Genomic DNA, 23,175 nt, shown 5'->3' with positions numbered 1-23,175 from the left:
AAAGTCGAAAGAAAATTGTGCCGGCGTATCAGAGACAGTGATTGACGTGGACTGAACCTGACCGGGATGGAGCCTTGTTGATGGTTCCTGCATTGGAATAGCCGGATGTTTTCGCAGTCTTCTTCTTGACGGCTTTTGAAACGGCCTGCATCAGACGCTCGTTGGCCGTTTTTGCCGACAGCAGGGCGCGTTCGTTCTCGCTCACCATAACGTTCAGCTGCTGGAGAACCTCTTTCAGTTCCGTTTTCAGACGGTCATCGAGATAATCCAGAAATTCCGGCTGGCTTCTCAGGGCGCGGATCTCTGTCTCGTAACTGTTGACCAGCGTAAGCTTGCGTTCCTGAAGCTCGCCCATTTCCTGGACGCGCATGGCGCGAAGCAGTTCGACTTCACGGCTCATGAGTTCTGTCAGTTCCTTGACTGTTTCAATAACAGCGTGAACGTTCAGAGGGTTGGAAGCGTGCGGGAAGTGTTGTGTGGCTTGCATTTTAGACCTCCTGTAACTTCAAAATGTCTTTGTAGACGCTATCGGCAATGCCGATGCCGCCATTCTTGGAGAGGGACTTGCCGTATTCCTGAACGATCAGGGAGCGATAGATCTTTTCTCCCTGACCACCACCTGTCAGGCCGTCTGTCGGAAGCTGTTCAAAAACAGGTGTCAGCATCTGTGTGAGGAAAACGGCTTCAAAGTCCTCGGCTGCTGCGCGGGCCTTTGCCTCCATTTTTTCCTTTGGTGTCAGGGATGAAGCCTGTTGGGCATTGAACTGGTCCAGCTTGCTGGCCGGTTTGTTCAACAGGTTCGGCGAGAGTGTTGTCAGAGCATTGTCCAGCATGGTTACATCACCTCGATATCTGCTTGCAGCGCACCGGCTGCCTTGATGCTTTGCAGGATGGTGATCATGTCGCGCGGACCGACGCCCAGCGCGTTCAGGCCATCAACGACTTCCTGAAGGGTCACGCCTTCCTGAAGAACAGCCAGGCGTTTTTCAGAGTCATCATCCACTTCGATATTTGTGCGGTCGACAACCTCGGTCTGGCCTGTTGCGGCAAAGGCATTGGGCTGGCTCACCTGGGGTGTTTCAGTGATGCGCACAGTCAGATTGCCCTGGGCAATTGCGACTTCATTGATGCGCACATCCTTGCCGATCACAATGACACCGGAGCTTTCGTCGATGACCACCTTTGCAGGGTTGTCGGGACGAACCAGCAGGTTTTCAATGTCGGTCATCAGGGCAACAGCATTGCCGTTGTACTTGCTCGGGATGGCCAGGCGGACTGTGCCGGGATCAATGCTCTGCGCTGCAGCAGTTCCCAGAAACCTGTTGATGGTCTGGGACATTCTGCTTGCGGTTGTCAGGTCCGGATTTTTCAGGGCGATGTCAACGTTTTCAAGGCGGCGGAGATCAAACTGGATTTCGCGCTCGATGATCGCCCCGTTCGCAATCCTTCCAACAGTTGGAATGCCGCGTGTAATGGTTTCCGCATTGCCCTGGGCGCTGAAGCCTGCAATGGCAATGGAGCCCTGGCTGACGGCATAGACTTCACCGTCGGCGCCAAGCAGAGGCGTGACAACCAGAGTTCCGCCCTGCAGGCTTTCTGCGCTGCCAATGGCAGAGACGGTGACATCAATGCGGGAGCCCTGACGGGCAAAGGGAGGCAGATTTGCCGTGACCATGACTGCAGCGACGTTGTCACTGTCCAGATCGTCATCACGTGCGTTGACCCCCAGACGTTGCAGCATGCCGATGAGGCTTTCACGGGTAAAGACAGCATCGTCCAGATCATCGCCGGTACCGTTGAGGCCGACAACAAGGCCATAGCCCACAAGGATGTTGTCACGGATACCTTCGAAGTCCGCGATGTCCTTGATGCGGGATTGCCCCAGGGCCGGATGGGTAAAAATTACCATCAGGACGGCACTGAAAAACGCAAGAAGTCGCTTTTTACCTACGTGGCAAAGCGAGCGTCCTGCTCTCTGTTTTTCTTTGTTTTCTGGCGTATTCAACACTGTTTCAGTCCTTTGCAAACAGTCTTTGGATAGCTGATGCTTCTGTTCTCGGACCTATCAATGCGAATTCTGTGCCAAAGTGCGCTTTTCTGCTGTTGCCGGTGAGACGGATTTAGAGTGAGCTGTTTGGAAGCCGTCGTGATAGAATGGGAAAAGTCCTGTTCTTGTTGATTTTTTGTTGAAGTGATACGACATTAACTCTAGTAGCTTTGGCAGCCGGGCTTGGCACAGGCCTGATTGCATCGGGGAAATCGTTTTAATCTTGGGGAAGGGAGCAGAATGATGAAAATTCATAACAATTCGTCTGTACGCCAAACCCAGGGCACGAAGAAAGCGGGTTCTGCGAAAGGCGGTTTTGGACAGGCTCTGCGCAATGAAGTCGGGAAATCGGACACATCGGAAACATCCGGTGTTTCTTCGGCCTCTGTTGTGAACCCTCTGCTGTCTGTCCAGGAGGTTCCCGATGCTGCCGAAGAGCGCAAGCGGGCCGTACAGCACGGGCATTCCATTCTGGATGAACTGGAAGAGCTGCGCATGGGGCTTCTGTTTGGTTCCATCCCCTTATGGCAGCTGGAAAAACTGGAGGGTCTTGTGAAGCGTCACAGGGAAAATCTTGATGATCCGCGACTCCTTGAGATTCTTGACGAAATTGAAGTGCGCGCTGCTGTAGAGCTGGCAAAGCTTGGTCGCTAGGCCAAAGAGTGCGGCTGTAACTCTTTGAAAAAGCTTAAAATATTTCTTCTTCTGGTCCCGTTGTCGATGTAGACTTGTTCACAGATGTGAATTCCATATACTGCATCGGCCTAAATGGATTTTATACGGGACTACCATGACAATACCTGTTCCTCCTGATTATCGCCCTTCTGATGATGAAGAGTTCATGAATCCAGTCATGCTGGAATATTTCCGTCAGAAGTTGATTCAATGGAAAGAAGAGCTGCTTGTTGAGTCCAGCTCCACTCTGAATTCCCTTCAAAATGAAACTGTTCAGGAGCCGGACATTGCAGACCGTGCCTCTTCTGAAACAGAGCGTGCCCTCGAGCTGAGAACGCGTGATCGTGAGCGCAAGCTGATCTCCAAGATCGATGATGCGCTTCGCCGTGTTGAAGAGGGTGAGTACGGTTATTGCGAGATTACCGGTGAGCCGATCGGTATTCGACGTCTTGAGGCGCGTCCGGTTGCGACCATGACGCTTGAAGCCCAGGAACAGCATGAGCGCATGGAAAAGGTTCACAGGGACGAATAAAAATCTCTCTGTATCTTTCCGTTCAGGAAACTGCCTGTTGTCCCGGTTTTTCCAGGCAGTCCTGTAAAGACAGTAAAAGGCCCCGCAATCTGCGGGGCCTTTTTGCTGGCTGTATCGTTGTGCCCGTGTTGTCTAGAACGGCCAGATAATGTCATAGAGCTGCTGACCGTAACGCGGTTGCTGGACATCGGACAGTTGACCGCGACCACCATAGGAAATTCTCGCCTCGGCAATCTGGTCGTAGTTGATCTGGTTGGTCGAGGTGATGTCTTCCGGGCGGATAATGCCGTTGACGAGCAGTTCGCGGACCTCGTAGTTGATGCGGACTTCCTGACGCCCTGCAATGGCGAGGTTCCCGTTCGGCAGGACCTGGGTCACAAGTGCGGCCACGCGAAGGTTCACGGACTCGCTTCTGGTCACAGTACCGGTGCCGGTGGAGGAAGACTGACTGTCAACATTGACCAGATCCCCGGGGACAATGCTTTCATTGAAGACTTCACCGAGCAGTGTTTCTGCACCGAGGAAGTTGTCCAGACCCGCATCTTCGGAGTTGTTTCTGGTTCTGGCTGTTTCGTTTGAAACGTTGGCATCGTCGTCAATCTGGATCACGACAGTCAGAATGTCGCCAATTTCGTCAGCCCGCTGATCCTTCAGGAAGGCGCGGGATCCCGGACGCCACAGGGAGTTGGCCTGTCTGGTGGCAACCTGGGGTGTTGGCATGGGCAGGACAATCGGCTCTGGCGGACCAGGGTTCTCGATTCTGCTGAGCTTGGGCGGCTCGCCAATTTCCGAGATGCGCTCCAGCGTGTTGCAACCTGTTGCGAGGGCAGCAATGGAAATCAGGGCGGCAGTTCTTGCCGTGGAAGAGTTCTTGAAGAATGTTTTCATCATTTTTTCCGCCTTCGTGGCTTGATCCCGTGGATTGTTTCCGTTGGCTCGGGTGGGCTTCCGTTAGCCGCCCAGTTGAGCCGTTGCTATAGTGACTTCTGCAGATCCCGAAGCATTGATTGTGCCAAGCACAACCTGGTTCGTCTGGTTGTTCATGATGCGAATGGTGTCGCCAATCGCACCGTCTTCAAGGGCTCTGCCTGTTGCAGTGAGGGTCAGGGCCCCCGAGATAACCTGCATGGTGATTGTCTTGTTTTTCAGCACGGCCTTGACGCTGTCGACGTCGGTTGCCTTGATCGGCGTCTCTGTTCTCAGGGTGCGGCGGGCGTATTTCCCGATCAGATCATCCATGTTCTGGATGCTTGTGCGGTCAACCTTGTTCAGAGAGACGAGGTGCCATTCCAGATCGCCTGCTGTGATGATATCTCCGGAGCGCAGGGGACGCACCGGGACGGGGACGGAAACCATTTCCTCCACCTTGCCCGAAAGTGTACGCGTTGTATAAGGCTGCCCATCGGGTTTCATGACAGATGCCGTTACGACAAAGCGTCCGTTCTGCGGGTTGTAGCGAACGAGATTCAACTCCAGATCGGATGAGTATTCAGTCGGAATCAGGATGTTCTTTGTCTTGCGATCAAGAGTGACGCCGATATCAACCGAGCTGCTCTGGGTGGTCATGAAGTCCTGGATTTCCTGCAGGACAATGTCCGAGGAAAGAAGGTAGCTGTCACGGCGCAGGGTGGTGGTCACCAGATGGGAATGAGGTTCCCAGTTGACGTTGTACTTTTTTGCAAGGGCTGACAGCCAGTGTGCCGGCAGCACGACGTCCTGCCCCAGTTTGGGGGCGCGTGCAATCGGCATCTCGGCTTCTTCATGCAGGCCGGCAAAGATGTCCCCCAGGCGAACGATGTCACCTTCCACGGCAATGTCCTGACGCAGTTCAACGGGCAGGGCTGCAATCTGGCTCTCTGCTGCGGTTTCAGGGCTGTTCTGTTTCCTGAGTTCGGCAAAGGAGGTCGCCTGTGCCTCACCTGTTCCCTGCAGATTGACGGCTGCGAGGGCAAGTGTTGCCGCAAGGGCAGCTTTTGAGGCTTGTTCAAATCTCTTCCTGATTTTTGCGGTGCGTGTCTTCATGACGGCCTCGTTTCAAGACGTGGGGTTAAGGTGGATTACCTGAGGTTGGTGATGGTCCGGAGCATCTCGTCGGAGCTTGTGATGACTTTGGAGTTCATCTCGTAGGCACGCTGAGCGGTGATCAGGCTGGTGATCTCTTCAACCGAGTTCACGTTTGATGCCTCAAGGGTGCCCTGAAGAATGGTGCCAAAGCCCTGTGTGTTGGCAGCACCGGTTGTTGGTGCGCCTGATGCCACTGTTTCCTTGTAGATATTGCTGCCGATGGCTTCCAGCCCGGCTTCGTTCGGGAACAGGGCCAGTTCAAGCTGTCCGACAACGGTTTCTGTCGTCGAGTTCGGCTGGCGAACGGAAACCTCTCCGTTCTGGTTGATGCTGATGCTCAGGGTATCGGTTGGAACTGTAATGCCGGGCTGCACGGTGTAGCCGTCCGGTGTCACAATTGTACCGGTTGAAGACAGCTGGAAAGCACCAGCGCGTGTATAGCCGGTCTCTCCCCCGGGCAGCTCGATGGAAAAGTAGCCTTCGCCGTTGAGAGCCACATCAAGCGGATTGTCCGTGATTCGCATCGTTCCCTGGGTGGTGATGCGGTATGTTGCCATGGTGCGAACACCGAGGCCCAGCTGCACACCGGTTGGAACAACCGTGCCTTCCTGGGAAGAGGTCGAGCCCGAGCGGCGCAGGTTCTGATACAGCAGGTCGCCGAACTCGGCTCTCTGGCGTTTGAAGCCTGTGGTGTTCATGTTGGCGATGTTGTTTGAAATCACTTCGACATTGGTCTGCTGTGCCAGCATTCCTGTTGCGCCGATGTTGAGAGCTCTCATTGTGATCTCCTGGTCTGGTGTTCTGTGTGTGTCTCTTGCCCCTGGGGGCTGCTGTCTCTTAGTTGCCGCGCATGTTTGAAATGGTGCGGATGGCATTCATCTGGCGCTGGTCTTCGTCCTTTGCGAAGCTGGCAGCGCGGGTGTAGGCACGTGTCACGTTGATCAGCTCTGTCATCGCGAGGATGCCCTGAACGTTCGAACGTTCAAGGGAACCCTGGAGAACTTCAATGTTCTCGGCGGCAAGAACCTCCTGATTGGGAGCTGACTTGAAAAGACCGCCTGCCTCTTTCAGCAGAAGGTATTCGTTTTCAAAGTCTGCGAAGCGCAGACGCCCGTGCTCACCCTGGGAGGACTGTATGACACCGTCCTTGGTGATCGAAATGCTGTGCGCACCGGCCGGGATATTGATGGGGCCGTCTTCGCCGAGAATGGCCTGGCCACTGTTGGTAACAATGTTGCCTTCAGCGTTCAGGCGCAGGCTGCCGTTCCGTGTGTAGCGTTCCTCGCCGTTGACATCCACAACGAGAAAGCCCTTGCCGGACAGGGCCACATCAAGCGGGTTGTCTGTTGTTTCAATCCGCCCGGGGGTCATGTCACGCACCAGACCGCGGTCAATGGACTGGCTGATGCGCTGACCGTCATCTGTCTTTGTCAGGAACTCCTGAAAAAGCGGGCGTTCTCCGCGATAGCCATTGGTGTTCATGTTTGCAATGTTGTGGGCCAACATCTGCAAATTCCGTCCAAGAGCGGTTTGGCGGGAGAGGATAATATAACCGGCGTTTTCCATTTTCCGAATTCCTGCAGTTGTGCTGCGTCAATGAAAGTTGCCCTCATCAATGCAGGGAGCGTGCCAGTTTTGGGAAATGTTGGATTTTATGGGTTTTTCGTGTTTTTTGGAGGAGCCTTGTCTGTGAAATGCACGGGAGCCCGGCAAAAAAAACAGGGTAAAATTGTCTTTGGGGGCAGCATTGCCTCAGACAGAAGGCCGTGAAAGGGGCTGAAAGCAAAAAAAACAGATTTTGCTTGTTTTCTAAAGGAATTAAACCGGATATTAACCATCTTGACGGTTTAGTAACCTTTTACAATTGCTCGCATACCATGGGGATTTGAATGTCTGAAGAAACTCAAGGCGGAGACGGGGGAGATGTCGAAGTCGAACTCGAGGAAAAGAAAGGGTTATCCGGCAAGAAGCTCGTTCTTTTTATTGTCCTGCCTCTGTTGCTGATCCTCGGTGGCGGTGCAGCAGCGTTTTTCCTGGGGGTTTTTGATCCGCCTCCTGAAGAAACAGTGGAAGAGGTCGTCGAAGAGGAAGGACCTCCTGCACTCGGGCCGTCCGTGTTCCATGACATGCCGGAGTTGCTGGTCAATCTTTCCTCCACAAGTGGCAACCGGACCAGTTTCCTGAAGATTGTGATCTCGCTGGAACTGACCAGTGATCTTGATATTCCTGCGGTTGAGGCTGTAATGCCGCGTATCGTGGACAACTTTCAGGTTTACCTGCGGGAATTGCGGGTTGAGGATCTGCGGGGTTCCGCAGGTATTCAGCGCCTGAGGGAGGAACTCCTGCTGCGTGTGAACGCGTCTGCGGCACCGGTTGTCGTCAAGGATGTTCTGTTCCAGGAGATGCTGGTACAGTAGTATCGACAAGGGTTTGAAACGCCGAAAATTTCAGGGTGAACTGAACAGAGCATGTCAGAAGAAACGGAAACAGAAGAAGTCGATCAGGAAGCCATGATGGCTGAATGGGAATCGATGATGGATGATGACGATTCCGACGGCGACGGTGGGGACGATGATGATCCCATGGCCGCGGAAATGGGCATGTCCGGAGAGTCTGCCCGTGTTCTCGACCAGAATGAAATCGACAGTCTTCTGGGGGTTGATGCCGATGGCGATGACATGGGCAGCAATTCAGGCATTCAGGCCATTCTGAATTCCGCGCTTGTTTCCTACGAGCGCCTGCCCATGCTGGATATCGTCTTTGACCGTCTGGTCAGGATGATGTCGACATCCCTGCGGAACTTTACCTCTGACAACGTCGAGGTCAGTCTGGACAACATCACCTCCACCAGGTTTGGTGACTATCTGAATTCCATTCCGCTTCCTGCCATGTTGACAGTCTTCAAGGCCGAGGAGTGGGACAACTATGGACTGATGACAGTTGATTCCGCGCTGATCTATTCGATCGTGGATGTCCTGCTCGGCGGGCGGCGCGGGACAGCAGCCATGCGGATTGAAGGGCGTCCCTACACCACGATTGAACGCAGTCTGATCCAGCGGATGAATGCGGTTGTGCTGGCCGATCTGTCCAGTGCCTTTGACCCCCTTTCACCGGTGACATTCCGTTTTGATCGTCTGGAGACAAACCCCAGATTTGCAACAATTGCCCGTCACGAGAATGCGGCGATCCTGATTACGCTGCGCGTTGATATGGAAGACCGTGGCGGACGAATTGAAATCCTGATTCCCTACGCGACACTCGAGCCGGTCCGCGAACTTCTGCTCCAGATGTTCATGGGGGAAAAGTTCGGTCGTGACTCAATCTGGGAAGGACACCTGACTGCCGAACTGTGGCAGACAGAAGTGGCCCTGCAGGCCGTTCTGGAAGAGACGGCCATTCCTCTCGGGGACATTCTGAACTGGGAGGTCGGGAGCTTCCTCGATCTGTCCGCGACGCCGGACAGCCAGGTCACCCTCCGATGTGGGGATGTCAACATGTTCAACGGTTCAATGGGGCGCAAGAACGGCAACATTGCCATCAAGGTTGCCAACAAGATTGTGCGTGAAAGTGGAGACGACGAATGAATCTCGAATTCCTTGAGATAGGTTTTGATATTCTGATTTCTGTCCTGCTGGTCGCGACCATTGTCTATGCTGTGATCCTGAACCGGAAACTTGATGCCCTGCGCTCCGCAAAAACCGAAATGGAAGTCCTGATCCGCAGCTTTGCCGAGACGACTCTCAAGGCCGAGCGCTCTATTTCCGAACTGAAGATGCATGCTGCAGAAGCCGGTTCCGGTCTGCAGGCACAAATCAAGCAGTCGGAAGCGCTGTTGACAGACATGCGTCTGCTCACAGAAAAGGGTGAAACTGTTTGTGAGCGCTTGCAGTCCTCCCTTTCGGAAAGCCCCGCAGAGGCAAGAGTGTCTGCTGGCGGAGCGCGCCGTTCGTCCGGAAATTCCACGGCCGGCTCTTCGTCCTTTAGTGTCCGGGATCCGGATATGACCTCAGAGGACCGATCGCAGGACACCAGAAAAAAACCAGACCAGCCCCGCAAGGCGGGCAAGGGAGAAAAGGTTTCTCCTGCTGCTGCAGATTTGTTAAAGGCTTTGAAAGGAATGCGCTGATAAACTCTGTTGCAAATGCGCAACGGGTGGTTGTCGCGTTGACGTTTTATTTATAGTTTTTTTGCTATTGTCCTGCTGGATCAAAACTCTCTTCGTTTGAACAGGAGCTTGAAATGAAGGCTTTGCCTTTGCTGATTGTTGTTGGCGGACTGTCACTGGTTGTAAAGATCGGTGGCATCTGGCAAGGCATGAGCTCTATTGATGTGGCGGTTGCGCAGGATACCCTGGGTGGTTTTGATGCGGGTGAACAGCTTGCCGCACTGGGGGCAGATGAAGCTGCAGCCCAGGAGGCTGGCGAAGACCTCCAGCCTGCAGGCGGGGAAAATGTTGCTGCAGCTCCTTCCGGGATTGTCGAGGAAGAAGCACAGGACGAGGAATTGCCTCTTCCGACTGTTCAGGGACTGGAAATTGATCCCTTCTCCATGACAGATGAAGAACTGGAAATTCTGCAGTCTCTTTCCCGCAGACGGGAAATGCTCGTTGAAAAGGAGCGCAATCTGGACAAGCGGGAAGTTCTGCTCCAGGCAACGGAAAAGCGTCTGGATGAAAAGCTGGAAGAGCTTCAGAAACTTCAGAGCACCATTGAAGGCCTTGTTCAAAAACATGACGAGCAAACCGAACAGCAGATGTCCAGTCTTGTGAAAATTTACGAGGCCATGAAACCCAAGGAAGCGGCCCGTATTTTTGATCAGCTGGACATGGTTGTGCTGCTCGATGTCATTGAGCGGATGAAAGAACGTAAAACCGCCCCAATTCTGGCTAAAATGTCTCCGGACAGGGCCAAGTCCGTGACTTTGGAGCTGGCACAGCGAAGAGCTTTGCCGCTTGCAAAGGAATAGATCGGAAAAGACAAGGCCTCTGGAAAGGGGCCTTTTTCTCGAACACTCTGATTGTATTAAGAGAATCCGTTCCCTGTTTAACTCTGCGTTAATCCTATGCTGCTAGCGTGTCTAGACAGTTAAGCATAACCAATAGGTCAAGGAGTTGCCAATGTCGGGCGTCGACATGAATATGCCAATTCTCATCGTTGATGATTACAAAACAATGCTGCGTATTGTACGCAACCTGCTGAAGCAACTGGGCTTCGACAATGTCGATGAAGCAACTGACGGAAGCCAGGCTCTTCAAAAGCTCCGTGCAAAGCACTACAGCCTCGTGATTTCCGACTGGAACATGGAGCCAATGAGTGGTCTGCAGCTTCTCAAGGAATGCCGTGCCGATGCACAGCTCAAGGACATCAGCTTCATCATGGTGACTGCTGAATCCAAGACAGAAAACGTGATTGCCGCGAAACAGGCCGGTGTAAACAACTACATCGTCAAGCCTTTCAACGCCGCGACCCTCAAGAAGAAGCTTACTGCCGTACTGGGTAACTTCTAGAACTTGAATAATCAGGGAGGGGCAAGTCGTGACCTTGACCGCCAAGCAGAAACTTGTTCAACGCTTTACCGATTTAACGGATGCTGACACAGCATCGGAGTTGAACGAACTTCTGGACGCTTGCCTCTCTTCGCATTTTTCGACAGCAAAACCGGGTCAAGACATGGATGAGGCGGAGCTGAATGCCCGCATTCACCATGAAATTGCTGATGTGGCGGACTATATTTCCAGGACACGCCACGATCTCGCATCCTTGCGGGCTGACGAGATCAAAAGTGAATTCCTTCCCACTGCCACAGATGAACTCTCGGCAATTGTCGGGGCGACGGAACAGGCCACGGATCTTATCCTTTCTGCAATGGAAAGGCTGGAGGAACTGGCTGAAACCTTGCCGGAAGACAAGGCTGAGGCCCTGACGGACAGTGTTACTTCTGTTTATGAGGCCTGCAGCTTTCAGGATATTACAGGGCAGCGTATCACACGGGCTGTCAACGCCTTGCGACATGTGGAGAACAAGGTCGATACCCTGCTTGGATATTTCGGGACCCTTGAGCTTGATGAGCAGAGCAGGGCAAAGGCTGCTCCGACACCAAAGCGTGCGGATGGGGTTGAAAGACCGGATGAGGATCTGCTGAACGGTCCCCAGATGCCGGGGCAGGGCGTCAGTCAGGATGATATTGACGCGCTTTTCGACTAGGCCGGAAGACATTACGACTTCGTTTTTTTAAAGATGATTTCCTGAAAAGAAAAAAACGGCTTTCCCTTTATCCCTTTCAATCTCTTGCTATAATTACAATCAAAGAGAACAGTACCGGTGCAGAATTCTGCCAGGAGGTACGAGCCGGGTTGGGTTGCCATGCTAAAGCTCATTGTTGAGAAACTGAACAGCACCCAGGATCGCAATCTGATTGCGATGCTGAGCCTCAATCTGCTTTTGCTGGCCTTTTTCATCATGCTGACGACGCTGGCAGATTTCGAGGAAGAAAAGGCCGAGGCTGTTCTGGCTTCTGTGAACCAGACATTTGACGGGCAGTCCTCACTTCCCAATCCCCAGGCGCGTTATGAGGAATCACTGGAAAAAATCGGTGAATCTGCTGCCCTGATTGACGAAATCGGCAGTCTTTTCCAGGAGACAATCCCCGTTACGGAGGTTGAGGAGGACAGTGCCCAGAACTTTTTGCGTCTGACGCTTCCGGTCGGGCGCGTTTTCCTTGAGCGTTCCGAGGAACTTCTGCCCGTGCAGGATCTGCTTGTTGCCCGTCTGCTCAAAGGCGTTTCCCGTTTTGAAAAAAATGGTGGAGCCAGCGAGATTGAATTGCTCTATGGCGTCGGTTTGAACCAGACGCTCAAGGGACGTGGCAATCTGGTGACACGACGTCTTGATTCGGCCCTTGCTCTCTTCGAGCGTGAAGGCTATCCCGCCAGACAGCTCTCCATTGGTTTGCAGCAGGGTTATGCCGACAGGTTCCTGATTGTGATCCGGCTCTACAGCGAGGATCAGGGGGCGGTAACCTTTGAGGAGCAGTTGCCATGACGCGGGCTCCGAAGGACGATCAGGATTTTGAGACCGACGGGCAGGAGCTTGCCTCACAGCAGGCTGCCGATATTCCCGAAAGCAGGGAACCGGTTGAGCAGCCTTCCGGGGAGCAGGAAGAGCAAAAGCCCGAAGACAGGCCCTATTCCCTGTTTGTGACCGAGAACGATTCAGCTGTTTCTGTCACTGTGATCGGGGAAACAATCGGTAACGAGACCAAGGACTATGCACAGGCCTGGCTGATCACCTTTACGGATCTTGTTGCCTTGCTGTTGAGCTTTTTTGTCCTGCTTTATTCCATGTCGGTTCTCAAGCAGGAAAAGTGGCATGAAATTGTGACGTCGCTTTCCGAGGAACTGACGATTGAGCGACAGACTGTAAAGCCTTTGCCTTCGACTGATTTCGGTCTTGATTCGCTTGATCTTGTTCCCGGCGTGAACCTTGATTATCTCAGCACCCTGATCACCCAGAAAATGACACAGGTGCCGGAGCTGAGGGGTGCTATTCTCAACAAGAGGGAAGACAGGCTTGTTGTTTCCCTGCCGGGTGAATTCCTGTTTGAGACAGGCGCTGTTGAGCTGGGTGCCGAAGGTCTTCAGACCGTGGAGGCTTTGGGGGATATCCTGCAATATGTTGACAATCGCATCGAGGTCGCAGGGCATGCCGATCCGTCCATTGCTGCCAGTGCATCCCTCTCGAACTGGGAGCTGTCGCTGATGCGTGCGATTTCTGTTAGCCAGGTCCTGAAAAAGGCCGGATATAACGGCACTATTCTGTCGCGGGGCTATGGTGATTCGCGCTATAGTCAGCTCTCGGAAAAGTTGCCGGATCAATTCAGAGAGCGCATTGCCAGACGTGTGGATATTGTCGTCCATTATTATGTTGATGAAGCGGTCGGAGGATCGCAATGACTAGAGGCCTGTCGCGCATTCTGGCGACGGTGGCGATCGTCTGCTTTCTGCCTTTCCTTCGTCTGGACTACCAGAGTTTTGCAGCCGAAAATGTTGAGCTTAGAACCGGGTTCCATCCGGGGTATCTGCGGCTGGTTTTTGACTGGCCCGCCCATCAGGCGACACAGGCCCGTCTGGAAGGGCGTGAGCTTGTTCTGACTTTCTCTGAAAACAACAGTTTTAACCTGCAACGGGTTTCAGGTGGCTTGCGCGGTTATGCTGCTGCGCCAAGGGTTTCCGAAAATGGCCGGGAAATGCGCTTTGCCTTGCTGGGCGATTTTGTCATTACGCAGCAACGGGTCGGAGAAAAAACAGTGCTGGACCTGAAGTTGCAGGATATTGCAACGGAACAGGACAGGGCCCGCTCTGTTCAGGCTGCTGCTGCTGCTCCGGAGCCAGAAAATACTTCTGGTGCAGAAACTCCGCAGCAGTCAGCAGAACAGGAAGCACCCTCATCTTCAGAAGCGTCTGAAACGGCCACTTCGACAGCGCCGGTTGCCCGGAATGCCGAACCCGAGGAAGGTCAGGAATCTGCGCGGAACATCGGAATGCGCTTTTCACCGCACCCGGGCTATGACCGGGTTGTCTTTGACTGGACTTCAGGCGTGAATGCCTCTTTGAAAAGGGATGGGGATCAGCTGGATATTGTTTTTGATCGTCCGGCAAGAATCACGGGGCTTGCCGGATTGAACCGGCGGCCAATGGACCGGGTGACGGCGATCCGGCAACTTTCCGAGGCACCGGCAACGGTTCGCCTGTCCCTGAAAGGAAATGTTTCTCCCAGACTGTTCAAGGTGGGGGAAAAAGTTGTTGTGGACGTCAGTCCTTCCAGCGAACAGGCTGCAGCACCAGCACCAGCACCAGCACCAGCACCAGCACCAGCACCAGCACCAGCACCAGCACCAGCACCAGCACCAGCACCAGCACCAGCACCAGCACCAGCAGCCGGAAATGAAGAGGGAACCCAGACGGCGTCAGCCGGTGAGCAACGTCCTGCGGAAGCAGAGGCTGAATCTGCTGGCCTGCCGGAGGTTTCCGAAGAGGAGATTATCAGGGAAGACGAACCCCTTTCTCTTCTGGGGGATGCAAAACCCCTTGATCTTCAGGATGTTTCCAAACCTGCAGAGGACGCACCTTCCGGTGCCTCGCGCTCTCCGAGGCAGGCTGCCCCGCGTGACGGACCCATTTCCCTTGCCGAATTCAGCAGGAGGCGAGAGCAGCAGGAGCCGCTTGATCCGGTTGTCGAGCAGGACGGGGATGACGGGAACCCCCTGGCCTACGTGGAGCAGGATTTCGTCGAGCGGGTGCGTCCCCCAAGTGATACGGATCTGATCCCGACACCGGGACGCAAACCGGACCTTCTGCCGCCGTTGATTTTGAACTTCAACTGGGAAGAGGATGTCCGGGCGGCAGCCTATCAGCGGGGCGGCAGCCTCTGGCTGGTGTTTGACAGGGAAGGCCCCGATAATCTGGCGCGTGCTTTGCGACAACTCTTGCCTGAAGTCGAAAGTCTGGAGAGTATCCCTGTGACCGGGGCAACTGTTCTGCGACTGGATTTGCCATCATCCCACGTGCCACGCCTGAGTCGCTTTGTGTTGGAAAAAGACGGTGCTTCGGATGAAACGAAAAGGGAAACGGCAGAGGGTGAAGAGGCCGGGAAAGCCCTGGGCTGGACTGTTGATATCAGAAGACGGACGCCATTGCCGCAGGAGCCGGTGCAATCAACCGTTCGGGGTGAGGGCGCCGAGGCAGAAATTCTTTATCTCCTGCGTTCTGCGCGCCGTTTGTTCTCCGTTCCTGATGCGCGCTTTGGTGATCGTGTTGTGGTCGCGCCCATTGCGGCCCTGAACAAGGGGCAGGTCCGCCGGGATCGCTATGCCCAGTTTGAAGCCCTGCCAACACTGCAGGGTGTGGTTTTGCAGCCTCTGTCCGAAGGTCTGGTTGTCTCCCTTGAAAGGCGTGGCTTGAAGGTGACCTCAAAACAGGAGTTGCAGATTTCCGACGAGGAACAGCGCTCTGTTCCGACGTCAGGTCTTGCGCAGCTGGAAGCACAGGCTCCGCTCCTGAATCTGGAAGCCGCCCGCAAGGGGCCTGTCGAGGACTATGAGACCAACAGGCGAGAGCTGTTGCTGAATGCCGCTTCCCTGACAGGGCAGGAACAGGCCGTTGCAAGGCTGGAACTGGCCGAGTTCTACTTTGCGCACGGACGTATGAACGAGGCGCTGGGGGTGCTGAACCTGATTGAATCCGAAAATCCCCGCCTGATGCAGACGCCTGAAGCCCAGCTTATTTATGGTGCAATTCGCTTTGCCAACCAGCAGTATGATGAAGCTTATGACATTCTCAATTCGGATATCATGCTGGGGGAAAGAGAACCCATCATGTGGCAGGCTGCCCTTGCTGCGGCCGCACAGGACTGGAAATCTGCCGCAGCAGGATTTGCTGATTCCGATGATCTGATGAGAGGACTGCCGGCAAATGTCCGCAATCAGCTCTATCTGACAGCGGCAGAGACCTTCCTGAAGGAAAATGAACTGGCGCGCGCAGAAGGTTACCTGCGCAGGCTTGATGCCGAGGATGCCGGCCTGACAGCGGCCCAGCTTGAACAGCGAAAGTATCTGGAGGGTCTGAAACTGCGCGTTTCTGATTCACCCGAGCTGGCAAAGGAGCAGTGGAGAGACCTGCGCTATTCCCGCCATCGTCCGACATCGGCAAGGGCGCGCTATGCCCTGCTGGAACTGGGGCTGGAGGAAGGAACCGTTGAACCCGGGGATGCGATTGAAACACTGGAACAGCTGCGTTTTGCATGGCGTGGAGACAGCTTCGAATTTATCCTGTTGAACAAGCTGGGTGAACTTTATGCCGAGATGGGGGATTATCGCAAAAGCCTTGATTCCCTGCGTCAGGCAGCGGCCCACTTCTCTCTCAGTGAACGGGCCGATGACAGTGCCCGCCGCATGCGTGACATCTTCGAGAGCATGTATCTGAATGATGGCGGACGTGCCATTCCGCCGCTCACAGCCATTGCGCTTTACGAGGAGTTCAAGGAACTGACGCCTGTCGGTGCCGACGGGGACACCATGATCACCCGTCTGGCAGACAGGCTGGTTGATGTGGATTTGCTGGAACAGGCCGGGAACCTTCTGAACTACCAGATTGAACGCAGACTGGAAGGTGAGGAAAAAGCCCGGGTTGGTGGCCGTCTGGCGCTGATTTCCCTGTTGAACGGCGAACCGACAGAAGCTCTCAAGGCACTGGAAAAAAGCAATGTTGATGCGGCATCGGAGGACCTGAAACGGCAGCGCCGTCACCTTCAGGCCCGTGCGCTTGCAGATCTTGAGCGGGCGGACGATGCTCTGTCCTTGCTGGAGGGCGATCAGTCGCTTGATGCCCTGAGGCTTGCGGCTGATATCAACTGGAAAGAACGCCGCTGGGATGAAGCGGCAAACAGTCTGGGGCAACTGGTCCCGGCCATCCCGCCGCAGGATCGTGCGCTTGATGACAATGAAAGTCAGGCTGTGTTGAACCTGGCCATTGCCCAGACCCTGAGTGGTGACAAGGAAGGTTTGACACTTCTGACATCGGCATACAGGGAAGCCATGGAGCAAACATCACAAAAGACAGTCTTTGATCTTTTGACACGTGACAGCGGTCTGGGAGGTGATCTGACCATCTCGACCGAACTGGCCGAGGTCGCGGAGTTTGAAGCCTTCATGAGGCAGATCAGACAGCAGGTTGATGATCAGGGCCTGAGTGCCGTCAACTAGCCTGTCCTGCTGGACCGGAATGCTGTGTCATCGTTCTTTCACGGATTGGTCATCCGAATGACCACGAGCCCCCTGTAACATCCTCCGAGTTTTGTGTTCGCGTTCAGGAACTTGAGAAACCAGGGGGTATCCCAGTGAAAAAGACAACTCTTCTTGCATCGGTGGCAATGGCTGCGTTCGGCCTTTCCACAACAGCTGTTGCAGAGCCGCACTTCAACCGTGTTTCCACATTCCCGGTTTATGAAAACCTTGCGTCCGGTGAGGACAGAAAATCGGAGACAGCTGCCGAGATTCTGGCTGCTGCAAAAAACGGAAATCTGGTGATCTATTCCGACTCTCCCATGGAGAGACTGGGTTTTGTCAATATCACCGACCCTTCCACGCCAAGGGCTGACGGTTTTGTCCAGCTGGATGGTGAGCCAACATCCGTTGCCGTTGTCGGAAAACGTGCCTATGTGGGGGTGAACACGTCCGGGTCCTATACCGATCCGTCAGGCTATCTCGGGGTTGTTGATCTTGACAGCCGCAGAATGGTCCAGCGCTGTGACGTATTGGGGCAACCTGATTCTGTGGCTGCCAGCCCCGATGGCCGTTTTGTTGCTGTTGCTGTCGAAAACGAGCGTGACGAGGATTTCAATGACGGGGTGATCCCGCAGTTTCCTGCCGGGCATCTGGCGTCCTTCAAGCTGGGAAAAAACGGTATGCCGGGCAACTGCGAAGCTGTCCGGTACACAAATCTGCTGGGGCTGGCGAAGATTGCCGGTTCCGATCCGGAGCCCGAGTATGTTTCGATCAACAGCGACAATATTGCCGTTGTGACACTGCAGGAAAACAACCATATCGTTCTGGTTGATCTGGAAAGAAACGAGGTGGTTGACCACTTCAGTGCGGGCACGACCTTCGTGCGGGGAATTGACACGCGCAAGGACAGATTTATCAGTCTGACAGATACGGGCGAAAACCTTTTGCGTGAACCCGATGCTGTTGCCTGGCTGGACAATGACCGTTTTGTCACTGCGAATGAAGGTGATTATGAGGGTGGTTCGCGCAGTTTTACTGTCTTCGACAAAACCGGCTCTGTTCGTTACGAATCTCTCAACCAGAGCGAGGCACTGAGTGTTTCCCATGGTCAGTATCCGGAAAAGCGATCCTCCAAGAAAGGAACCGAGCCGGAAGGTGTTGCGGTTGGCAGCTATGATTCAGGGCGCTATGTCTTTGTCGGACTGGAGCGCGCGGGTTCCGTGCTGGTCTACAGGGACACGGATCAGGGTTTGTCCTTTAGCCAGTTCCTGCCGACGGGTGTCAAACCGGAAGGTATTCTTCCGCTGACAGAACGCAATCTGCTGGTTGTTGCAAACGAGGAGGACAGTGCTGATGACAAGGTCCGCTCCACGGTTTCTGTCTATTCCCTGGAAGACAAACCGGCTTTCTATCCGCATATCCTGTCCGAAAAGGGTGAGAATGGTCAACCGATCGGTTGGGGTGCGCTTTCCGGGCTGGCGGCTGATCGGGATCATGCGCGGCGGCTCTATGCGGTGAACGACAGTTTCTATTCGAAATCCAGCATCTATACGATTGATGCCTTCAGTCTTCCTGCGAGGATTGTCAGGCAGACTGTTGTGCATTCCGGGGGTGAACCGGTTGCAAACCTTGATATTGAAGGCATTGCACAGGATGCAGATGGTTCGTTCTGGCTGGCCAGTGAGGGGCATCCGGAGAAAGACCGCGCAAACCGTCTTTTGCATGTGAAGGCTGACGGAGAATTGATGGAAACCATTGAACTGCCTGACAGTCTGCTGGAGGGCTGGAAGCGGTTTGGTCTTGAAGGTGTTGCTGTTGACGGTGAGCGGATTGTCATGGCTGTTCAGCGCGAGTGGGGCAATGATCCGAAGGGGCTGGTCAAACTGATCAGCTACGACAGGGGAACAGGTGCGTTCCATGTTGTACACTATCCGCTGGATGCGACTGAATCCCCTGCCGGGGGCTGGGTCGGCCTCAGCGAGATTGTGTCTTCGGGCAATGGTTCCTTCCTGCTGATCGAGCGGGACAACCAGAAGGGGGATGATGCCCGTATCAAGCGTATTTATTCCATCGACATGAACGCTGTAACACCGGTTGAGCCGGGTGAGGAACCTCCTGTTGTTTCCAAGACGCTGGTCAGGGATATCCTGCCTCTGATGCAGGCCGGTAACGGCTGGACACCTGACAAGCTTGAAGGCTTGACTGTGACACGCGACGGCACACTCTTTGCTGTAACAGACAACGATGGCGTTGATGATGCCAGCGGTGAAACACAGTTCTTCAATCTTGGAAAACTCTAGATTTCCGGATCAATCGATCAGAAAAAGAAGCCCCGGTTTTCCGGGGCTTTTTGCGTTTCAGTCTTCGGGGAAGAGGCAACCGGGATTCATGATCCCTTTCGGGTCCAGAGCCTGCTTGATGCTTTCCATCATCTGCCACTCGACCGGAGATTTGCGCTCCCTGTTTTCTGCGGCTTTGCGCCGTCCAATGCCGTGTTCTGCCGAGATTGAACCGCCAAAGCGGCTGACAAGGTCGTGGAGCCTGCCGGTTATGGTTTTCTCGTGGGACCAGAACTCCTGTGCATCCATCCCGACCGGCTGGCTCAGGTTGTAGTGCAGGTTGCCGTCCCCGACATGCCCGAAGCAGTACAGGCGGGTTCCCGGCAGGAGGGACTGCACGAGCTTTTCTCCCTCTTCGATAAAGGCCGGAATGGTGCTGAGAGGAACGGAGATATCATGTTTGATTGAAGCGCCTTCATAGCGCTGGACCTCAACAATGTTTTCCCGCAATTGCCAGAAGCTCGCGGCCTGTTGCTCTGATAGAGCAAGGACTGCGTCCCGGACAAGGCCCTGCTCAAAAGCCTGTTCGAGGGCCTGTTCGACAACAGCCCGGGTGGTTTCCTGCTGATCGCCCGAGGCAACTTCAAGAAGGATGAACCAGTCGCTTTCAAGGCTTTCCCCCGAAAGGAAAAGCGGAGCGTCCGGTTTGTGTGCGCCCATGAATTCGAAGGCGCGCCGGGGCAGGAGTTCAAAGGCTGTGAGACGCTCTTCTGCTGCCTGTTGCATGTGGTTGAAGAAGGGCAGGATGTCGTCCTGTCCGTTCAGGGCAACAAGCGCGGAAACAGAGCTTTTGGGTTTGGGGAACAATCGCAGTGTCGCGGCTGTGATGATTCCCAGAGTGCCTTCCGACCCGATCAGCAATTGCTTGAGGTCATAGCCGGAGTTGTCCTTTCTGAGGCTGCGCAGGCCTGACCAGACGGACCCGTCCGGCAGCACAGCTTCAAGCCCCAGAACAAGGGCGCGCGTGTTGCCATAGCGGAGAACATGGATGCCGCCTGCATTGGAGGCAATGTTCCCGCCAATCTGACAGGAACCCTGCGCTCCAAGAGACAGGGGAAAGAGACGATCAGCCTGATTTGCAGCCTCTTGAAGGTTCTGAAGAATGCACCCGGCCTCTGCTGTTAAGGAGTTGTTGGGGGCATCAAGTTCCCGGACCCTGTTCATCCGGCGCATGTTGAGCAGAAGGGTTGGGCGTCCTGTTTCCGGCTGTGCGCCCCGGACACGCCCCGTGTTCCCGCCCTGTGGCACAATGGTAATTCCGGATTGATGGCAAAGCCTGACAACAGCAGCGGTTTCTTCTGTCGATGCGGGGAGGGCGACCATTTCTGCATGGCCTGTGCGCCGTCCTCTGGTTTCTTCCAGAAACGGCGCAATTTCGGCTCTGTCTGCAATGATCCCCTTGGGACCCAGCAAGGCCTCAAGCTGATCCTTGAAGGCTTGCGGGAGTGTCTGATGCTGTGCCATGGAGGCGGTCCCGTTCAAAATCCGTCCAGTGTCAGGTAAGTGTGGCCCTGCCTTGATGGTTTGTCCATTGGAATTGATCAGCTTTTGGGTGCTGCAGCCCGTTTGAGGCGATCGTTGATGGCAAGGCCGATGCCCTCTTTCGGGATGGGCATGGCAGCGATCCCGAGAATGCCCCTGACCTGATCCAGTTCATGGAGAGCATTGAAGAGCGCACTGGCGGCTTCTTCAAGATTGCCGGAGCTGCTGAGATTGATTGTGGCTGCTGCGCCGGACAGAGGTGCGGGACCAAAGGCCAGGAGAGCCTCATAGGATTCCACTTCACCGGCATCCAGTCGCAGGGGCTTTTCCGGTGCGTAGTGGCTTTTCAACAGACCGGGAGAGGCCATGCCAGTGGCGTCCTGCTCGGCCTTTTGCTCCATGAGAGAGGCTGATTTCCCCACAGGCATTCCGAGGACGGCCTCGATCTCTTCCGCAGGAAGTGTTCCCGGGCGCAGGATCACCGGTGTTGTTTCATCACTCAGATCGATAACGGTTGATTCCAGACCGTCCTGACAGGCGCCTCCATCAAGTATCAGCGGGATGCGGCCGTTCAGGGAAGCAAAAACATGCTCTGCCTTTGTCGGGCTGATCTTTCCGGAGGCATTTGCACTGGGAGCAGCCAGGGGCAGAGCGCAGCTTTTGAGCAGGCGTTGCGCCAGGGGGTGTGCCGGTACGCGAACAGCCTGTGTTTCCAGACCGGGGCTGCAGATATCCGAGAGCCTGCAATCCTGTCTTTTTTGCAGGACGAGCGTCATGGGTCCGGGCCAGAAGGCCCTGGCAAGCTTCCGGGCGGGAGAGGAAAAAACAACCTCTTTTTCAGCCTGTTCAGCAGAGGCAAAATGGACAATCAGCGGATTGAAACCGGGACGCCCTTTGGCCTGGTAGATCCTTTTGCAGGCCTCATCGTCACATGCATTGGCGCCAAGGCCATAGACTGTCTCTGTCGGGAAAGCGACAGTTTGTCCGTCCCGAAGGAGGCTGGTGGCTTCCTCAAGGGCCGTATCGCCGGGCTGTGCAATGCGTGTTTCGATCATGAAAGGGAACTTCAGCTGTCCTTGGGCAGGTCTGCTTCGGTGACCGGGCCGTCTTCAAGATCAAACCCGGCATCCAGATGCTCACCCTCGGCAACAAAGAAGGAATTGCGGAACTCTGTTTTCCCGTAGAGAAGAGGATCACCATCGACATCGCTCAGAGAGCCGCCTGCAGCCAGTAGCACGGCATGTGCCGCTGCTGTGTCCCATTCCATTGTCGGCCCGAAACGCGGGTAAAGATCAGCGCGCCCCGAGGCAATCAGGCAGATTTTCAGGGAAGAACCTGCGGAGATTGTTTCATGCACTTTTCGCCTGGAGACAAAAGCCTCCAGATCCTCGTTCTGCCCGTGACGACGGCTGGCGACAACTGTTGCGCCTTCTTCCGGAATATCGCGAACCTGTGCCATAACAGGCTCGTAGCCTTCTTCAAAGAAAACACAGAGGTTCGTGCTGACCCAGGTCATGCCCTTTGCCGGAGCGTGAACAACGCCTGCAACGGGTGCACCCTTTTCGATCAGGCCGATGTTGACGGTGAACTCTCCGTTTCCGCTCAGGAACTCCTTGGTGCCATCAACCGGGTCAACCAGCCAGAAGAGTTCTCCGACCTGTGGGATCTCTCCGGCAGCAGCGGCTTCTTCCGAGACGACAGGAATGTCCGGTGTCAGCGTGTTGAGAGCACCCAGAATGAAAACCTCTGCTGCCTTGTCAGCTGCGGTTACAGGGCTTTCGTCTTCCTTGATCTCAACCTTGATTTTTGCTTCGTCACCATAATAGTCCATGACGATGTGACCAGCGCGCTCTGCGATCAGCAAAAGGGCATCCATGAGCTCCCGGTCACTTTCATGCACAGGCATTTCAGCCGGGATCGTCATTGTCGCGTGGGGCGCATTGGTCATGAGATGTTTCCTGTGTCGTTAACAGCGCGGGAGTTCGTCAGCCGATAGCTATAATACTGTGGGCCATCTGTCCAGTTTTCAGCGCTTTTGCTGGCTATGCATTTACAGCATGGATGCCCTGCTGCATGAATTCTTCATGACTGTACTTTATCGTCTTGGCTTTGTCTGCCATCTGTGTATGATGCAGCGTCAATTCAGATCAGCGCAACAAACCGCAGTTGTTGTAAAAAACGGCAGCTGCACCGTTGCTGGTCTTGTCCTGAATGTTGCGGACCCGCTGCAAAAAGGCGGCCGCCAAAATGGAGATTGA

General features: G+C 54.6%; 23 protein-coding genes. 13 read left to right on the top strand and 10 right to left on the bottom strand.

Features of this window, described 5'->3' with window-relative positions:
• Positions 1–28 precede the first annotated feature (28 nt).
• The 3 genes from AAAH10_RS01330 to AAAH10_RS01320 are packed head-to-tail and all read right to left on the bottom strand — an operon-like array spanning position 29 to position 1,909.
• A complete protein-coding gene (locus AAAH10_RS01330; RefSeq protein ID WP_343559790.1) occupies positions 29–487 on the bottom strand; it encodes a hypothetical protein in 459 nt (152 codons plus the stop codon).
• Between the two features lies 1 nt (position 488).
• Entirely contained in the window at positions 489–833 is a 345-nt protein-coding gene (locus AAAH10_RS01325; RefSeq protein ID WP_343559788.1) for a rod-binding protein, read from the bottom strand.
• Between the two features lie 2 nt (positions 834–835).
• Positions 836–1,909 (bottom strand): flagellar basal body P-ring protein FlgI, encoded by a 1,074-nt coding sequence (locus AAAH10_RS01320; protein WP_343559787.1) that lies wholly within the window; start codon positions 1,907–1,909, stop codon positions 836–838.
• 378 nt (positions 1,910–2,287) lie between these two features.
• Here AAAH10_RS01320 and AAAH10_RS01315 point away from each other — a divergent pair, with 378 nt between their 5' ends.
• Positions 2,288–2,701 (top strand): flagellar assembly protein FliX, encoded by a 414-nt coding sequence (locus AAAH10_RS01315; protein WP_343559785.1) that lies wholly within the window; start codon positions 2,288–2,290, stop codon positions 2,699–2,701.
• A 136-nt stretch (positions 2,702–2,837) separates the two neighbouring features.
• Complete coding sequence (gene dksA, locus AAAH10_RS01310) at positions 2,838–3,254, top strand: RNA polymerase-binding protein DksA (protein ID WP_343559783.1); 417 nt, start codon at positions 2,838–2,840, stop codon at positions 3,252–3,254.
• A gap of 132 nt (positions 3,255–3,386) precedes the next feature.
• On the opposite strand, the gene flgH is transcribed toward dksA, so the two are convergent.
• From flgH to flgF, 4 genes are read right to left on the bottom strand one after another with little or no spacing between them, the layout of a single operon-like run.
• A complete protein-coding gene (flgH, locus tag AAAH10_RS01305) occupies positions 3,387–4,145 on the bottom strand; it encodes a flagellar basal body L-ring protein FlgH (RefSeq protein ID WP_343559781.1) in 759 nt (252 codons plus the stop codon).
• Positions 4,146–4,205: 60 nt separating this feature from the next.
• Positions 4,206–5,276, bottom strand: a complete 1,071-nt coding sequence (gene flgA, locus AAAH10_RS01300; protein WP_343559779.1) for a flagellar basal body P-ring formation chaperone FlgA — start codon at positions 5,274–5,276, stop codon at positions 4,206–4,208.
• A 35-nt stretch (positions 5,277–5,311) separates the two neighbouring features.
• The gene (gene flgG, locus AAAH10_RS01295) at positions 5,312–6,097 is read right to left on the bottom strand and encodes a flagellar basal-body rod protein FlgG (protein ID WP_343559776.1); all 786 of its coding nucleotides are present in this window, start codon (positions 6,095–6,097) and stop codon (positions 5,312–5,314) included.
• A gap of 58 nt (positions 6,098–6,155) precedes the next feature.
• Entirely contained in the window at positions 6,156–6,884 is a 729-nt protein-coding gene (flgF, locus tag AAAH10_RS01290; RefSeq protein ID WP_343559774.1) for a flagellar basal-body rod protein FlgF, read from the bottom strand.
• A 323-nt stretch (positions 6,885–7,207) separates the two neighbouring features.
• Here flgF and AAAH10_RS01285 point away from each other — a divergent pair, with 323 nt between their 5' ends.
• The 10 genes from AAAH10_RS01285 (at position 7,208) to AAAH10_RS01240 (ending at position 19,396) form a co-directional block, all read left to right on the top strand.
• Positions 7,208–7,735 (top strand): flagellar basal body-associated FliL family protein, encoded by a 528-nt coding sequence (locus AAAH10_RS01285; protein ID WP_343559771.1) that lies wholly within the window; start codon positions 7,208–7,210, stop codon positions 7,733–7,735.
• Between the two features lie 51 nt (positions 7,736–7,786).
• Complete coding sequence (gene fliM, locus AAAH10_RS01280) at positions 7,787–8,902, top strand: flagellar motor switch protein FliM (protein WP_343559769.1); 1,116 nt, start codon at positions 7,787–7,789, stop codon at positions 8,900–8,902.
• Positions 8,899–9,444, top strand: a complete 546-nt coding sequence (locus AAAH10_RS01275) for a DUF6468 domain-containing protein (protein WP_343559767.1) — start codon at positions 8,899–8,901, stop codon at positions 9,442–9,444. The genes fliM and AAAH10_RS01275 overlap by 4 nt, the downstream gene beginning before the upstream one ends.
• Positions 9,445–9,557: 113 nt before the next feature.
• A complete protein-coding gene (locus AAAH10_RS01270; protein WP_343559765.1) occupies positions 9,558–10,283 on the top strand; it encodes a MotE family protein in 726 nt (241 codons plus the stop codon).
• Positions 10,284–10,434: 151 nt separating this feature from the next.
• On the top strand, positions 10,435–10,824 hold the full coding sequence (locus tag AAAH10_RS01265) for a response regulator (protein WP_343559762.1): 390 nt from the start codon (positions 10,435–10,437) through the stop codon (positions 10,822–10,824).
• Positions 10,825–10,852: 28 nt separating this feature from the next.
• Complete coding sequence (locus tag AAAH10_RS01260) at positions 10,853–11,521, top strand: protein phosphatase CheZ (protein WP_343559759.1); 669 nt, start codon at positions 10,853–10,855, stop codon at positions 11,519–11,521.
• Between the two features lie 159 nt (positions 11,522–11,680).
• The gene (locus AAAH10_RS01255; RefSeq protein ID WP_343559756.1) at positions 11,681–12,358 is read left to right on the top strand and encodes a hypothetical protein; all 678 of its coding nucleotides are present in this window, start codon (positions 11,681–11,683) and stop codon (positions 12,356–12,358) included.
• A complete protein-coding gene (locus tag AAAH10_RS01250) occupies positions 12,355–13,269 on the top strand; it encodes an OmpA/MotB family protein (RefSeq protein ID WP_343559753.1) in 915 nt (304 codons plus the stop codon). The genes AAAH10_RS01255 and AAAH10_RS01250 overlap by 4 nt, the downstream gene beginning before the upstream one ends.
• A complete protein-coding gene (locus AAAH10_RS01245) occupies positions 13,266–17,075 on the top strand; it encodes a tetratricopeptide repeat protein (protein ID WP_343559750.1) in 3,810 nt (1,269 codons plus the stop codon). Before AAAH10_RS01250 ends, AAAH10_RS01245 begins: the two co-directional genes overlap by 4 nt.
• A 134-nt stretch (positions 17,076–17,209) precedes the next feature.
• Positions 17,210–19,396 carry an esterase-like activity of phytase family protein gene (locus AAAH10_RS01240; protein ID WP_343559748.1) on the top strand — a complete coding sequence of 729 codons (2,187 nt, stop codon included), beginning with the start codon at positions 17,210–17,212 and terminating at the stop codon, positions 19,394–19,396.
• 57 nt (positions 19,397–19,453) lie between these two features.
• On the opposite strand, the gene AAAH10_RS01235 is transcribed toward AAAH10_RS01240, so the two are convergent.
• The 3 genes from AAAH10_RS01235 to cysQ form a co-directional block, all read right to left on the bottom strand.
• Positions 19,454–20,899 carry an FAD-binding oxidoreductase gene (locus AAAH10_RS01235; protein ID WP_343559745.1) on the bottom strand — a complete coding sequence of 482 codons (1,446 nt, stop codon included), beginning with the start codon at positions 20,897–20,899 and terminating at the stop codon, positions 19,454–19,456.
• 77 nt (positions 20,900–20,976) lie between these two features.
• Positions 20,977–21,972, bottom strand: a complete 996-nt coding sequence (locus AAAH10_RS01230) for an L-threonylcarbamoyladenylate synthase (protein ID WP_343559742.1) — start codon at positions 21,970–21,972, stop codon at positions 20,977–20,979.
• A gap of 11 nt (positions 21,973–21,983) precedes the next feature.
• Positions 21,984–22,865 (bottom strand): 3'(2'),5'-bisphosphate nucleotidase CysQ, encoded by an 882-nt coding sequence (gene cysQ, locus AAAH10_RS01225; protein ID WP_343559739.1) that lies wholly within the window; start codon positions 22,863–22,865, stop codon positions 21,984–21,986.
• 109 nt (positions 22,866–22,974) lie between these two features.
• On the opposite strand from cysQ, the gene AAAH10_RS01220 reads away from it, so the two are divergent.
• The gene (locus AAAH10_RS01220) at positions 22,975–23,175 is read left to right on the top strand and encodes a hypothetical protein (protein WP_343559737.1); all 201 of its coding nucleotides are present in this window, start codon (positions 22,975–22,977) and stop codon (positions 23,173–23,175) included.

The sequence above is a fragment of the Carbonatibacter coralli genome, from assembly GCF_039592655.1.
Lineage (GTDB): Bacteria > Pseudomonadota > Alphaproteobacteria > Kiloniellales > Kiloniellaceae > Carbonatibacter > Carbonatibacter coralli.
This window is presented reverse-complemented; position numbering and strand designations above follow the sequence as displayed.